We start from the raw sequence: 13,672 nt of genomic DNA on the forward strand, positions 1-13,672 counted from the left end.
ACGGATTTTCCGCTGTCGACCTGAGGTGACTGAAGCTCGGCTCGGCGGGTACTCGGGCCTGCTGGGCGGCCGCACTCGCGCCGAGCTACGCCCCGGACGTCAACGCCAACCTCATCGGCTTCACCGAAGGCGGCGTGCTCGTCGACCCCGCGCACAACCTGAAGTACGTCGGCGGCAGCCCGGTCTGGTCCGGCGTCATCCCGATGGCGCTGATCGGCGTCGCGCGCGGCTTCGGCATCGACCTGCGGCCATACGCGAGCGAGTACGGGCTGAAGGTGCTCGACGAGCTGGAGCACGCGTCGATCATCGACGCGCTCGGCCGGTACCCAGGGCTGACGTGGCAGAAGATCGCGAAGCCGGAGTACGCGAACCCGAACTCGGTGCCGCCGTTCGTCGACGCCGTGAACAAGGTCAACATCGGATCCGCGCCGACCCCGTCCGTCCCCGGGTTCATCGCCCAGGGCAACGCCGGGTTCCTCGAAGGCACCACGAGCAACCTCCCGGGCATCGGCACCGGCGACGGCGTGATGGTGGCCGGCGACGTGCGGGCACTGGCCCGGCAGTACTGCGCCACCGGCAACCGGTCGATCGAGTACCAGCAGTACGACCTGCTCAGCCACGTCGGCGGCGCGGCGGCGTGGGCGCCGGCGGCGATCGGCTGGCTGGCCGACCGGTTCGCGGGCAAGCCGGCGCCGTCCAGCTGCGGGCGCATCCCGGCCGGCAACTCCTTGGCCCCGGAGCAGCCGGCCTGACTCACGACCGGCGGACCGGTTCTGCCGACCGGTCCGCCGGGTACGGTCCCGCGGATGAAGACGCGGGACCGCCGGCTCCCCAAGGGGCCGCACAGCCTCAGCCGGGAAGAAGTGGCCGCGGCGCAACGTGTCCGGCTGGTCGAAGCGGTGCTGGCCAACGTCGGCGAACGCGGTTACGCCGCCACGACGGTCGGCCACGTCACGGCGTCCGCGGGCGTCTCCCGCACGTCGTTCTACGAGCAGTTCACCGGCAAGCAGTCCGCGTTCCTGGCCGCCTACCGGTCGGTGACCGGGCAGTTCCTCGACCAGGGCGTCGCGGTGGCGGCCGAGGCAGCGGCCCCGCTGGACGCGGTCGCCGCGTGCGGTGACTTCGTCGTCGGCTACGTGCGCCGCCGTCCGGTGGTGACCCGCGCGGTCCTCCTGGAGATCTACGCCCTCGGCGACGCGGGCCTCGAAGCGCGTGAAGAGGTGCTGCGCCAGAGCGAAGCGGTATTCGACCGGACCGCGGCGTGGTTGCATACAACGGATCCAATGGTGCCGTTGCCGCCACCGTTCACGGCGCGCACCGTCGTCGCCGCGACGATCGAACTGCTCACCCAGGCCATCTGGCTCGACACCGGCGAGGCCTACGACCGGGCGCGCGAAGCCATCCGGCACACGTGGCTGCTCGGCCTGCTCGGGCACCGGAACATCCCCGCCTGAGCCACCGGGCCGGGCTAGGATCGGCTGTGTTCTCGATCACCGCCATCCACCACTGGCTGGAGCGAGCATGACTGAAGTTCCTGGGGACTCCTACGACCTCGTGATCATCGGCGCGGGCCCGACCGGCCTGTTCGCCGCGTACTACGCCGGGTTCCGCGGCCTCTCGATGGCGGTGGTCGACTCGTTGCCCGAGCCCGGCGGCCAGGTCACCGCGATGTACCCCGAGAAGATGATCTACGACGTCGGCGGGTTCGCCGAGGTCCGCGGCCGCGACCTCGTCGAAGGCCTGGTGAAGCAGGCCGCGCCGTGGAAGCCGAAGTACTTGCTGGGGCGCAAGGCCGAGAAGCTGGAGACCGTCGGCGAGCAGGTCGAACTGACCCTCGACGGCGGCGAAACCCTGCGCGCGGGCGCGGTGCTGATTACCGCGGGCATCGGCGAGTTCACCCCGCGCCCGCTGCCCGCCGGCGACGGCTGGTTGGGCCGCGGCATGGTCCACTTCGTCCCTTCGCTGGCCGCGCACGCCGGGCAGCACGTCGTGGTTGTCGGCGGCGGCGACTCGGCGTTCGACTGGATCCTCGCCCTGCACCCCGTCGCGGCGAGCGTGACGCTCGTGCACCGCCGCGCCAAGTTCCGCGCCGCCGAGTCGATCGTCCGCCAGGCGCGCGAGCTCGGGACCCGGATCATCACGGACGCCGAGGTCACGCGGTTCGTCGAGAACGCCGACGGCGAGCTCGAAGCCGTCGACATCGCGGTCAAAGGCGCCGGAGAAGAGCGGCTGCCGGCCAACGCCGTCGTCGCGGCGCTCGGGTTCACCGCCGACCTCGGGCCGATCGAGAGCTGGGGCCTGGAGATCGACCACCGCGCGATCGCCGTCGACTCGACGATGGCGACCGCGCGCGAACGCGTCTACGCCGCCGGCGACGTCGCCGCGTACCCGGGCAAGGTCAAGCTGATCGCGACCGGCTTCGGCGAGGCCGCGACGGCCGTCAACAACATCGCCGTCGCGCTCGACCCGGACGCCCACCTGTTCCCGGGCCACTCGAGCAACGCCGAGTAGGTCAGGCCTTCGTCTTCTCCGCGATCCACGGTGCGTACGCGACGACCGACGTGTAGATCGACGGCGCCGTCGCGCACTGCGGGTCGTTGTTGCCCGGACGGCTCGTGACGCCCGCGAGCAGCCAGTGGTCGCCGTCGCGGACGATCTCGGGGCCGCCGGAGTCGCCGAAGCACGCTCCGGACTTGCCGCCGGGGTTGTCCGTGCACAGCTCGGCCGTGCCGTCGAACACCGACGTGCACTTCGCGCCCTCGACGATGTGCGTGTCGAGCTGCTGCAGCGTCGTCGGGATCTGGCCGCAGTTGACCTTCGGGCAGGTCTGGCCCCAGCCGAGGATCCGGGTCGCCGTGCCGGGCGACGCGGCCGTCGCGAGTGCGATCGGAGCCGCCTTCGCCGGCGTCGCCAGCCGCAGCAGCGCGATGTCGCCCGCCGGGCTCTGGGTGTTGAAGGCCGGGTTCACGACGATGTCCGCGACCTGGCCGACCTCGCCGCCCTGGCCGACGTCATTGGTCCCCGCCCGCACGGAGATCGCGGGCGGGGTCTTGTCGAACGCGCAGTGCGCCGCGGTGACCACCCAGTCCGGGGCGATCAGCGCGCCGGCGCAGAAGAACCTGCCCGACGAGGTGTGCAGCGACACCGCGAACGGGTACGGCTGATCGGCGTCGCCGCCCCCGACGATGGCGGGGCCGGCCGACGCGGTACCGGGGACCAGGGCGAACACCAGGACCAGCAGGACCAGCAGTCGCCTGGGCACGGATCTCCTTAAGGCAGCGGGGGAACGACGTCGTCGGCGGGCGCGTCCAGGTGGCCGTCGAAGTTGACCGAGGAGTACGCCCGCAGCTTGTTGAGCCGGTGGTAGCCGTCGATCATTCTGACGGTCCCGGACTTGGACCGCATCACGATGGACTGCGTCGTCGCGCCGCCCTCGCGGTAGTGGACGCCGCGCAGCAGGTCACCGTCGGTGACGCCGGTGGCGCAGAAGAAGACGTTGTCGCCGCGCACGAGGTCGTCGTTCAGCAGGACGCGGTCGAGGTCGTGCCCGGCGGCGAGGGCCTTCTCGCGCTCTGCGTCGTCCTTCGGCCACAGCCGGCCCTGCAGCTCGCCGCCGAGGCACTTCATCGCGCAGGCCGCGATGATGCCCTCGGGCGTGCCGCCGATGCCGATCAGCATGTCGACGCCGGTGGTCGGGCGGGCCGCGGCGATCGCGCCCGCGACGTCGCCGTCGGAGATGAACCGGATCCGCGCGCCGGCGTCGCGGACCTCCTTGATGATCCGCTCGTGGCGAGGGCGGTCGAGGATGCACACGGTGACGTCGCCGACGCTGCTGTTCTTCGCCTTGGCGACCCGGCGGATGTTCTCCGCGATCGGCGCGCCGAGCTCCACCTTGCCCGCCGCCTCCGGCCCGACGGCCAGCTTCTCCATGTAGAACACCGCGGACGGGTCGAACATCGCGCCGCGCTCGGCGACCGCGAGGACCGCGAGCGCGTTCGGCATGCCCTTGGCCATCAGCGTCGTGCCGTCGACCGGGTCGACCGCGACGTCGCAGTCCGGGCCGTCGCCGTTGCCGACCTCTTCGCCGTTGAACAGCATGGGCGCTTCGTCCTTCTCGCCCTCGCCGATCACCACGACCCCGCGCATCGACACCGTCGAGACGAGCTGGCGCATGGCGTCGACGGCCGCGCCGTCCCCGCCGATCTTGTCGCCGCGGCCGACCCAGCGGCCGGCCGCCATCGCGGCGGCCTCGGTCACGCGGACCAGCTCCATCGCGAGGTTGCGGTCGGGCGCTTCACGACGACTCTCTGCGCTGGACATCTGGGCCTCCCGGATCGTGGAACTGGCGGGTCAACAGTCTGTCAGATACCCGCGTGCTTTCCAGATACCGTCGGCATGGCCTACCTCACTGTTCGGAGTCGTCCTCCACGGACGCCAGGGCAGCCTCGATCCGCTCGCGGGCGCCTTCGAGATGGCGCTCACAGACCTTCGCGAGCTTCTCGCCCTTCTCCCACAACGCGAGCGACTGCTCGAGGGACAAACCACCGGCCTCGAGCTCCCGGACGACCTCGACGAGGCGGTCGCGGGCCTGCTCGTAGCCGAGCTCCTCGCTGGGTGCTTCACTCACGCTCGGTGTTCTCCGACCTTCCGGGCTTCCACGCTGTTCGCGCACACTACCGCGCTGGCCATCGCGTGGTCGTACCCGACGAAGGCGAGGGCGAACTCCTGCCCGTCACCGTCCGCGATCGCCTCTTCGAGGTTCTCCTGCGCGCCGGCCACCCGCTTCCGGTGCCCGGCTCCGTCGGCGAACCACCAGCGTGAGCCGACCTGCATCGACGTCGCCTCGGACAGCCGCCGCAGCTGCGGGCCCAGGTCGCGGCGCGCCGCGCTGCCGCAGCCGGCGAGCAGCGCCGTCCAGCACTCGGCGGCCGCCCGGTCGGTGCGCACCGCCTGGTCCAGCAGCGGCCGCGCCCCCAGGCGCCGGGCCGCGTCCACGGTGAGCGGGAGGAACGTCGCTCTCACCCCTGCTCTCCTTCCGCCACCGCGCCGATCGCGCCATCGCCCACGCGCACGCGCAGCTGGGCACCGGCCTCGACTTCGGAGACGGAGCGGAGTACCTGGAGGTTGCCTTCGGAGTCGAGGAACTGCACGACCGCGTACCCGCGGGCCAGCGTCGCGGCCGGGCCGAGGGCGGTCAGGCGGGCTCGCGCGCTCACCAGTTCGGCCTGGTCCTTGGCGAGCAGCGTCAGCATCGCGCGGCGCGCGCGTTCGCGGTGGACGTCGACGTCGTCCTGGCGCCGCTGGACCGGGCCGAGCGGGTCGGCCAGCGACGGGCGGCTGCGCAGCTGCGTCAGTAGCCGCGTCTGGGTGTCGACCCAGCCGTGCAGCGCGCGGCGCCCGCGGTCGCGCATCTGCCGGACGCGCTCGGTCTCCTCGCGGACGTCCGGGACGATGCGCTTGCTCGCGTCGGTCGGGGTGGAACACCGCAGGTCGGCGACGTGGTCGAGCAGCGGCGTGTCCGGCTCGTGTCCGATTGCGCTGACCACCGGCGTGCCCGCGGCCGACACCGCGCGGCAGAGCGCCTCGTCGGAGAACGGCAGCAGGTCCTCGACGCTGCCGCCGCCGCGCGCGATCACGATGACGTCGATCTCGGGATCGGCGTCGAGGATCCGCAGCGCGCGCATCACCTGCGGCACGGCCTGCGAGCCCTGGACCGCGGTGTTGATGACCTTGAACCGGACGTGCGGCCACCGGGTCTGGGCGTTGACCAGCACGTCCCGTTCGGCCGCCGACGCGCGGCCGGTGATCAGCCCGACGCCCTTCGGCAGGAACGGGATCGGCCGCTTGCGCTGCGGCGAGAAGAGGCCTTCGGCGGCCAGCAGCTTCTTCAGGCGTTCGATCCGGGCGAGCAGCTCACCGATGCCGACGGCGCGGATCTGGTCTGCGCGCAGGCTGAGCGTGCCGCGGCCGAAGAAGAACGACGGCTTCGCGTGCACCACGACGCTGGCACCCTCGCGCAGCGGCGGTTCCATCTCGCGGATCAGCCAGTTCGGGCAGGTCACCGACATCGAGACGTCTGCCGACGGGTCGCGCAGCGTCAGGAACGCGGTCTGCGTGTTCGGCCGCGAGTTGACCTGCGTGACCTGGCCTTCGACCCAGACGCTGCCCAGCCGGTGGACCCAGTCGCCGATCTTGCGCGCGACCGTGCGGACCGGCCAGGGTTTTTCGGCGGTGCTGGCTTCGGTTTCGGTCACTGGCCGTTCTCTTGACCGTCTTCCCCGGCCTGCTCGGCCTTGCGGGCGTTGGCGATCCGGCGCGAGAGCATCCCGGTGAACGACGAGCGGTCGGCGTTCGCGCGCTCGTACTCGAGGATGGTCTCGAGCTGGGGGATCGACAGCTGGCGCAGCCGGGCCCGCAGCTGCGGGAGGGTGAGCTGGTCGTAGCCGGTCAGCCCGGCGGGACCCTCGTACCCGGCGGCACTGGTCCGCGGCGTCTCGCTCTTGGTCTTCTTGTCGATCGCGGGCGTGCCGGGCTTGGGCTTGTTGTCTTCCGGGGCGTCGTTCTCACCGTCGGCGTGCTCCTCGGCGAGCGCGCGCTCCTCTTCGGCCCAGGGATCGCCCAGTTCCGCTTCGAGCTCGGCCACTGACGGAACGTGACCGTTGATCTCCGAGCGCGGCTCGGGCACTTCGGCGACCGTCGTGAGGTTCGGCCGGACGTCCGGCTCGATGTCTTCGTCGAAGGTCGCCCAGCTGGGCGCGTCCTCGACCGGGCGCAGGCTGGAGAGGGCGTTGTCGCCCTTGATCGCCAGCTCGGTGACGTGCTGCTGGACGCGCATGGAGGCCTGCAGCACCTGGCTGACCACGGTCACCGGGAGGCCGGCGAGCTGCCGGGGAAGCTCACGAACCCGCTCGGCGGTGGAGACGGCGAGGCCCGCGGCGACCCGGAGGGGGAGCGGGAATGGCTTCATGCGTCCAGCCTGCCGTATTCACGCCATCCTGCCCAACCGAACGGGTGGGTTCGGGCGCGTTGCGTGACCCCGGGCACAGCTCGGTAGAGGGACGAAGCTCACCCGAAAGGGACTTCGGGTTCGCCTCCGGGCTGCCCGTACCCTGGGTGCCATGAGTTCAGCGAGTCCCGGAATCGAGCCCGCGGGTACCCCGACGATCACCGGAACCGCTTCCGGCAAGCGGGTGCTGCTCGCCAAACCCCGTGGTTACTGCGCCGGCGTCGACCGCGCGGTGATCGCCGTCGAGAAGGCCCTCGAGGTCTACGGCGCCCCGGTCTACGTCCGCAAGGAGATCGTCCACAACAAGCACGTGGTCGAGACGCTGCGCGACCGCGGCGCGATCTTCGTCGACGAGACGTCCGAGGTGCCCGAGGGCGCGCTGGTGGTGTTCTCCGCCCACGGCGTCTCGCCGATGGTGCACCAGGAGGCCGCGGACCGGAACCTGCGCACGATCGACGCGACCTGCCCCCTGGTGACGAAGGTGCACAAGGAGGTCAACCGGTTCGCGAAGGACGACTACGACATCCTGCTGATCGGCCACGAGGGCCACGAAGAGGTCGAGGGCACGGCCGGCGAGGCGCCGGACAAGGTCCAGCTGGTCGACAAGGCCGAGGACGTCGACAAGGTCGAGGTCCGCGACCCGTCGAAGGTGATCTGGCTGTCCCAGACGACCCTGTCGGTCGACGAGACGATGGAGCGCGTCGACCAGCTCCGCGAGCGCTTCCCGGGTCTGGCGGACCCGCCGAGCGACGACATCTGCTACGCGACGACGAACCGCCAGGTCGCGGTCAAGGCGATGGCCGCGGAGTGTGACCTGGTGCTGGTGGTCGGGTCGACGAACTCGTCCAACTCGAAGCGTCTGGTCGAGGTGGCCTTGAAGGCGGGCGCGCGGGCGTCGTACCTGGTCGACTTCGCGCACGAGGTGGACGAGGCGTGGCTGTCCGGCGTGACGACGGTCGGGGTGACCTCGGGTGCGTCGGTGCCTGATGAGCTGGTCATGGAGCTGCTGGACTGGCTGGCCGAGCGCGGCTACGGCGACGTCAACGAGGTGACGACGGCCAACGAGAAGATCACCTTCGCGCCGCCGAAGGAGCTGCGAAAGGTCTGAGGCCACTCAAGCGAAAAGGCCGGTCACCATCCGCGGATGGTGACCGGCCTTTTCACTGGTCGTCAGCGCTCTTCGTCGTCCCAGGGACGGTTCCGGCGCGGCGGCTGACTCCGGCCACCTGACGGGCGGCGCGGCGGCGGCGTGTCACGGCCGTCTTCCGCCGGTGGGCGCGGACGCCGCCGGGGAGCGTCGCCGCGACGACGGGGGTCGCTGTCCGCCGGGGGCGGGGTCCGGCGGCCGGCCGGCGGCGGCTTGTGCGCGCCACGGTCGCGTTCGGCGGAGGCGCCTCCGCGCGGCGTCCGGCGTTCGCCGTCCGCCGTGGCACGGCGTTCGCCGTCCGCGGGCGGGCGGGGCCGCCGCGGCGGTTCGCCGTCACGCCCACGCCGCGGGGGCACCGGTGTCTGGCCGGTGCGGCTCGATCCGGGCGGCCGCGGACGACCGCCGGCCGAGGTGGCCGCGGCCCGCGTCGACGGCTTCTCGTCGTCTTCGTCCGCCCGCCGCCGGTCGGCCGCCTTGCCCTTCTTCGGGGCGTCGGGGTCGCGTTCGCGGAAGATCCGGACGAACCCGATCAGCAGCGTGATGCCGGTCGTGATCGCCATGGTCGGGAAGCCGTTGATCAGCGGCGTGCCGATGTTCAGGGCCTTGGACAGCATGTCGTCGCCCTGGGACCCCGAGGTCAGCAGGATCACGCCGGGCACGACCACGGCCAGCACGAGCGGCGGCATCACCATCGGCCCGAACAGCCCCCGCCGCCGCACCGCGCAGACCGCGATGACGGCCCCGGCGATGTAGCAGACGGTGAAGATCACCGGGATGCTGCCCTGGCTCGGCTTGCCGATCAGGGCGCCCACGATGGCCAGGCCGAAGCCGACTAGAACGGCGGCCCACCACGGCAGTCCACGCCTCGAACCGACGACGGGACGCTCGTCCCACGGCACGGAGACGTCGTCGGCATCTGGATCGCTTTGGCGATCGCGAATCGCGGTCACGAGACAACACCGTATCTCGTGGATGTGAAGATCTTGCCAGCACCGCCGCCGACGTGGGCGTATCGCCACCCGGCGGCGTGACCCGAATGGCCCCGCCGGGCGCTGTCGTGGTGTGGTCCAGCCCTTCGCGCGCGCTGCCGGTTTGTCTCCTTTCGCCGCCGAGGCGTTCGGGTCGTCGCAGGTGAGCGGCTTACGGGTCAATCCGTGTCAGGACGCCACCAGCCGGTCGCGATCGCGCCGCCCGAGTAGCCGAGGAGCCCGAACTTCGTGTGCGCGGTCATGCCCGTGGCGGCCGAGCTCGTCGCGGCGCGGATCGAGTCGAGGGTGGTCGTGCCGTACTCCGGCCCCGCGGCGAAGTCCGCGGTCTGCCCCTCGGTGTCGGGCACGACGACGTTGTAGCCCAGCAGGAGCGACGGCAGGAGCAGCAGCGACTCGCCGTTGGGCAGGAGGCCGCCGAGGGTGACGTCCCCGGCGATCGCGCGCGACGGCGCGTCCGCGGGGTCGAGCGAGTCGTAGGCCGACTGGTACGACACGGCTTTCGTGCTGTCGCCGGTGATGCTGCGGACGACCGAGGTGACGTCGGCGACCGGGCGGCCCTGCGCGTCGGTGGTGCGGTAGAGCAGCTGGACGGCCTTCACCGGCGTCGCGAGACCGACGACGTGGTAGTTGAGCGTCCGGGTCTTGAGGACCGTCCCGGGTGCGTAGGACGACAGCGGTGCGCTGCCGTCGTAGGAGTAGAAGGAATCGGCTGACGCGGCGGCCGGGCTCGCCGGCGCGGCGGCGAAGGTCAGCGCGAGGGCGGCGGCGAGCGCGGCTGAGCGGACGTGGCTACGGATCATGACTCCCCTTTGAATCATGAAGTGGATCACGCGGATCGCCGTAACCTACCAGCGAGTAGGTGTGGTGTACAGCCGCGTACACGATCGGCGGGTTACCGCACGACGGGCTCGTGCCGCACCGGGAAGTTCACCGAGTTCGCGATGAAGCACTGCTCGTGGGCGTCGTGGTGCAGCGCGGTCGCCTTCTCGCGCATGCCCTCCTCCGCGACCGCCACCTCCGGGCGCAGGACGACTTCGGTGAACCGGCCACCGTGGGCGCCGTCCTCCCGCATGACGCCGCTCGCGCTGTCGGCGTAGCCCGTCACCACCACGCCGGTCCGGGCGCACAACGCCAGGTACGTCAGCATGTGGCACTGGGACAGCGCCGCGACCAGCAGCTCTTCCGGGTTCCAGCGGTCGGCCGCGCCCAGGAACGCGGGGTCGGCGCTCGCCGCCAGCGTCGGCTTGCCCGCCGCCTCGACGTCGTGGTCGCGGGCGTAACCGCGGTAGCTCGTGGTGCCGGTTTCGCCGGTCCAGCGCACCGTCACGCCGTAGTGGTGCTCCCGGCTCATTTCCGGGCTCCTTCCAGGGCGTAGATCGTCGACATGACGTGCTGGCGAGCCATGAAGGCGGCGTCGTCGGGCCGCCCGCCGGCGATGGCGGCGACCAGGTGCCGGTGCTCGTCGTCGACCTGGCCGGAGCGGATCGGCGCGGCCAGCGACGCCCGGGTCGAGACGATGATCCGGTCCCAGATCCGGTCCAGGACTTCGACCGCGGGCGGGTTCTCGGCGAGGGTCGCGATGTACCCGTGGAAGGCCCGGTTGTGCCGGACACCCGCGGCGAAGTCGCGCTTGCGGGTGGCCCGGTCCGCTTCGGCCGCGAGCTTCTCGAGCCGCGCGAGTTCGGCCGGGGCCAGTTCGCCGTCCCGCTGCCGGCTCGCCGTCAGTTCGGCGGTCAGCCCCTCCAGCGCGGCACGGACGAGGTAGTCGTCCCTCAAGGCCTTCAAGTCCAGCTCGATCACCGTCACGCCGCGGCGCGCGGGCTCGACCAGGCCGTCGCTCTCCAGCCGGCGCAGCGCCTCGCGCACCGGCGTGCGGCTGAGGCCGAGCCGGTCGCACAGCTCCTGCTCGTTCACCGGCTGTCCCGCCGGGTAGGTCCCGAGCACGATCAGGCCGCGCACGTCTTCGTACACCGAGTTCACGAATCCTCCCCCTCTTCGTATCCAATGTATACAAAGGCGCCGAAGTGCGCAACGCCACCACGCGGTGACCGCGGAAGAGGTCCAGAATCGGGGTATGGCTGACGAGGAATACCGGATCGAACACGACACGATGGGCGAGGTCCGCGTGCCGGCCGCCGCGCTCTACCGCGCGCAGACCCAGCGGGCCGTCGAGAACTTCCCCATCTCCGGCCGGGGCCTGGAGCGCGCCCAGATCCGCGCGCTCGGCCTGCTCAAGGCCGCCGCCGCGCGGGTCAACCTCAAGCTGGGCGTGCTCGACGCCGACGTCGCGAACGCCATCGCGGCCGCCGCCGACGAGGTCGCCGAGGGCGCCCACGACGCGCACTTCCCCATCGACGTCTTCCAGACCGGCTCCGGGACGTCGTCGAACATGAACGCCAACGAGGTCATCGCGACGCTCGCCACCCGCGCCCTCGGCCGGGACGTGCACCCGAACGACCACGTCAACGCGTCGCAGTCGTCGAACGACACCTTCCCGACGACCATCCACGTCGCCGCCACCGAAGCCGTCACCAAGGACGTCATCCCCGCCCTCGAGTACCTGGCCGGCGCCATCGAGGTGCGCGCCGCGGAGTGGGCCGGCGTCGTGAAGTCCGGGCGCACGCACCTGATGGACGCCGTCCCGATCACGCTCGGCCAGGAGGCCGGCGCGTGGGCGTCGCAGATCCGGTTCGGCGTCGAACGGCTGAAGTCCGGCCTGCCGCGCCTGGGCGAGCTGCCGATCGGCGGCACCGCCGTCGGGTCCGGCCTCAACGCGCCGGACGGCTTCGGCGAGGCCGTCGCGACCGAGCTCGCCACCGTCACCGGCCTGCCGCTGACCGAAGCCCGCGACCACTTCGAGGCGCAGGCGACGCAGGACAGCGTCGTCGAGACGTCCGGGCACCTGCGCACGATCGCCGTGTCGCTCAACAAGATCGCCAACGACCTGCGCTGGCTGGGTTCCGGTCCGCGCACCGGCCTCGCCGAGCTGGCGCTGCCGGACCTGCAGCCGGGCTCGTCGATCATGCCGGGCAAGGTGAACCCGGTGATCCCGGAGGCGACGCTGCAGGTCGTCGCGCAGGTGATCGGCAACGACGCGGCCGTCGCCTTCGCCGGCGCGGCCGGCAACTTCCAGCTCAACGTCAACCTGCCGGTGATCGCGCGGAACGTCCTCGAGTCGGCGCGCCTGCTCGCCGCGGTGTCGCGGCTGCTGGCGGACAAGGTGTTCGCGGGCATCACCGTGAACACCGAGCGCACGCGCACCTACGCCGAAGGCTCGCCGTCGATCGTGACGCCGCTGAACAAATACATTGGATACGAAGAGGCCGCCGCGGTCGCGAAGCAGGCGCTCAAGGAGCTGAAGACGATTCGCGAGGTCGTCATCGAGCGCGGCTACGTGAAGGACGGCAAGCTCACCGAAGAGCAGCTCGACGAAGCGCTCGACGTCCTCCGCATGGCCCGCGGCGGCAAGTGACCGCTACCGCCGGCGCAGGCGCTTGTCCGCCAGCGCCGGCGGGGTGTAGTCCTTCTCGGCCGGGTTGAGGTCGGTGCCCGGCGGGACGATCTCGTCGATCCGGTCCAGCACGTCGTCGTCCAGCACCAGGTCCGCGCCGGCGAGCAGGTCGTCCAGCTGCGCCGGGGTCCGCGGGCCGATGATCGCCGACGTCACGCCCGGGTGCGCCCGGACGAACGCCGTCGCCAGGTGCGTGAGCGGGCGGCCGAGGTCGTCGGCGATCTTCTTGAGCTGGGCGATCGCCTCGAACTTGACCGCGTTCTCCGGTAGCGCGGGGTCGAACTTGTGCGCCTGCAACGTCCGGCGGCCTTCCGAAAGGTCCACATCGGACGGTTTCGTGTACTTGCCGGACAGCCAGCCGCTGGCCAGAGGGCTCCACGTCAGCACGCCCATGCCGTACTTCCGCGCGGTCGGCAGCACGGCCGCTTCGATCGCCCGGTTGAAGATCGAGTACGGCGGCTGCTCGGCGCGGAACCGCGCCAGGCAGCGCTTTTCGGCCACCCACTGGGCTTCCACGATCTGCTCGGCCGGAAAGTCCGACGACCCGATCGCGCGGACCTTGCCGGCGCGCACGAAGTCCGTGAGCACCGAAAGGGTTTCCTCGATGTCGGTCGCCGGGTCCGGCCGGTGGACCTGGTAGAGGTCGATGTAGTCGGTGTCGAGGCGGCGCAGGCTGTCGTCCAGCGCGCGGGTCAGCCAACGCCGGGAAAGCCCACCCTGGTTCGGGTCGGACCCCATCTGGAAGAAGCCCTTGGTGGCCAGCACGACGTCGTCACGCCGGCCCTTCAACGCCTTGCCGACGATCCGCTCGTTCTCGCCGTGGCTGTACATGTCCGCGGTGTCCCAGAAGTTGACGCCCGCGTCGAGCGCGGTGCGCAGCATCCGGACCCCCTCTTCGTGGTCCGGGTTGCCCCACTGCCCGAGCATCATCGCGCCGAACGCGTACTCGCTGACCGAAATCCCCGTACCGCCCAGAATTCGTCGTTCCATGGGTTCCACCCTGACCGCGGGAAAAGCAC

16 protein-coding genes are annotated in these 13,672 nt (G+C 71.4%); 5 read left to right on the forward strand and 11 right to left on the reverse strand.

Annotated features, from left to right (window positions below):
• The first annotated feature begins 29 nt into the window (after positions 1 to 29).
• The 3 genes from ACZ7OH_RS04265 (at position 30) to ACZ7OH_RS04275 (ending at position 2,511) form a co-directional block, all read left to right on the forward strand.
• Positions 30 to 752 carry a lipase family protein gene (locus ACZ7OH_RS04265; RefSeq protein WP_470279590.1) on the forward strand — a complete coding sequence of 241 codons (723 nt, stop codon included), beginning with the start codon at positions 30 to 32 and terminating at the stop codon, positions 750 to 752.
• A 54-nt stretch (positions 753 to 806) separates the two neighbouring features.
• Entirely contained in the window at positions 807 to 1,454 is a 648-nt protein-coding gene (locus ACZ7OH_RS04270) for a TetR/AcrR family transcriptional regulator (protein ID WP_470279506.1), read from the forward strand.
• Positions 1,455 to 1,521: 67 nt separating this feature from the next.
• The gene (locus ACZ7OH_RS04275; protein ID WP_470279507.1) at positions 1,522 to 2,511 is read left to right on the forward strand and encodes an NAD(P)/FAD-dependent oxidoreductase; all 990 of its coding nucleotides are present in this window, start codon (positions 1,522 to 1,524) and stop codon (positions 2,509 to 2,511) included.
• A 1-nt stretch (position 2,512) separates the two neighbouring features.
• On the opposite strand, the gene ACZ7OH_RS04280 is transcribed toward ACZ7OH_RS04275, so the two are convergent.
• The 6 genes from ACZ7OH_RS04280 to ACZ7OH_RS04305 all read right to left on the reverse strand — a co-directional run bounded on the left by ACZ7OH_RS04280 (position 2,513) and on the right by ACZ7OH_RS04305 (position 6,967).
• On the reverse strand, positions 2,513 to 3,262 hold the full coding sequence (locus tag ACZ7OH_RS04280; protein WP_470279508.1) for a S1 family peptidase: 750 nt from the start codon (positions 3,260 to 3,262) through the stop codon (positions 2,513 to 2,515).
• Between the two features lie 8 nt (positions 3,263 to 3,270).
• Positions 3,271 to 4,320, reverse strand: coding sequence for a class II fructose-bisphosphatase (gene glpX / locus ACZ7OH_RS04285; protein ID WP_470279509.1), 1,050 nt, complete (start codon positions 4,318 to 4,320; stop codon positions 3,271 to 3,273).
• An 85-nt stretch (positions 4,321 to 4,405) separates the two neighbouring features.
• Positions 4,406 to 4,627 (reverse strand): exodeoxyribonuclease VII small subunit, encoded by a 222-nt coding sequence (locus ACZ7OH_RS04290; protein WP_400868671.1) that lies wholly within the window; start codon positions 4,625 to 4,627, stop codon positions 4,406 to 4,408.
• Positions 4,624 to 5,022 carry a hypothetical protein gene (locus ACZ7OH_RS04295; RefSeq protein WP_400894696.1) on the reverse strand — a complete coding sequence of 133 codons (399 nt, stop codon included), beginning with the start codon at positions 5,020 to 5,022 and terminating at the stop codon, positions 4,624 to 4,626. Before ACZ7OH_RS04295 ends, ACZ7OH_RS04290 begins: the two co-directional genes overlap by 4 nt.
• On the reverse strand, positions 5,019 to 6,254 hold the full coding sequence (gene xseA, locus ACZ7OH_RS04300; RefSeq protein ID WP_470279510.1) for an exodeoxyribonuclease VII large subunit: 1,236 nt from the start codon (positions 6,252 to 6,254) through the stop codon (positions 5,019 to 5,021). Before xseA ends, ACZ7OH_RS04295 begins: the two co-directional genes overlap by 4 nt.
• The gene (locus ACZ7OH_RS04305) at positions 6,251 to 6,967 is read right to left on the reverse strand and encodes a lipid droplet-associated protein (protein WP_470279511.1); all 717 of its coding nucleotides are present in this window, start codon (positions 6,965 to 6,967) and stop codon (positions 6,251 to 6,253) included. Before ACZ7OH_RS04305 ends, xseA begins: the two co-directional genes overlap by 4 nt.
• Positions 6,968 to 7,118: 151 nt before the next feature.
• Between ACZ7OH_RS04305 and ACZ7OH_RS04310 the strand changes: the two genes are divergently transcribed.
• A complete protein-coding gene (locus tag ACZ7OH_RS04310; RefSeq protein ID WP_470279512.1) occupies positions 7,119 to 8,114 on the forward strand; it encodes a 4-hydroxy-3-methylbut-2-enyl diphosphate reductase in 996 nt (331 codons plus the stop codon).
• Between the two features lie 62 nt (positions 8,115 to 8,176).
• On the opposite strand, the gene ACZ7OH_RS04315 is transcribed toward ACZ7OH_RS04310, so the two are convergent.
• The 4 genes from ACZ7OH_RS04315 to ACZ7OH_RS04330 all read right to left on the reverse strand — a co-directional run bounded on the left by ACZ7OH_RS04315 (position 8,177) and on the right by ACZ7OH_RS04330 (position 11,122).
• Positions 8,177 to 9,103 carry a DUF6542 domain-containing protein gene (locus ACZ7OH_RS04315; protein WP_470279513.1) on the reverse strand — a complete coding sequence of 309 codons (927 nt, stop codon included), beginning with the start codon at positions 9,101 to 9,103 and terminating at the stop codon, positions 8,177 to 8,179.
• 197 nt (positions 9,104 to 9,300) lie between these two features.
• Positions 9,301 to 9,942 carry a lipase family protein gene (locus ACZ7OH_RS04320; protein ID WP_470279514.1) on the reverse strand — a complete coding sequence of 214 codons (642 nt, stop codon included), beginning with the start codon at positions 9,940 to 9,942 and terminating at the stop codon, positions 9,301 to 9,303.
• A gap of 92 nt (positions 9,943 to 10,034) precedes the next feature.
• Positions 10,035 to 10,493: an OsmC family protein gene (locus tag ACZ7OH_RS04325; protein WP_470279515.1), complete on the reverse strand. Its 459-nt coding sequence runs from the start codon at positions 10,491 to 10,493 to the stop codon at positions 10,035 to 10,037.
• Positions 10,490 to 11,122: a GntR family transcriptional regulator gene (locus ACZ7OH_RS04330; protein WP_470279516.1), complete on the reverse strand. Its 633-nt coding sequence runs from the start codon at positions 11,120 to 11,122 to the stop codon at positions 10,490 to 10,492. Before ACZ7OH_RS04330 ends, ACZ7OH_RS04325 begins: the two co-directional genes overlap by 4 nt.
• A 94-nt stretch (positions 11,123 to 11,216) precedes the next feature.
• Here ACZ7OH_RS04330 and ACZ7OH_RS04335 point away from each other — a divergent pair, with 94 nt between their 5' ends.
• On the forward strand, positions 11,217 to 12,614 hold the full coding sequence (locus ACZ7OH_RS04335; RefSeq protein ID WP_470279517.1) for a class II fumarate hydratase: 1,398 nt from the start codon (positions 11,217 to 11,219) through the stop codon (positions 12,612 to 12,614).
• Positions 12,615 to 12,617: 3 nt separating this feature from the next.
• Here the strand turns inward: ACZ7OH_RS04335 and ACZ7OH_RS04340 are convergent, their stop codons facing one another.
• Positions 12,618 to 13,643 (reverse strand): aldo/keto reductase, encoded by a 1,026-nt coding sequence (locus ACZ7OH_RS04340; RefSeq protein ID WP_470279518.1) that lies wholly within the window; start codon positions 13,641 to 13,643, stop codon positions 12,618 to 12,620.
• Between the last annotated feature and the right edge of the window lie 29 nt (positions 13,644 to 13,672).

The organism is Amycolatopsis sp. NPDC114478 (assembly GCF_055633805.1).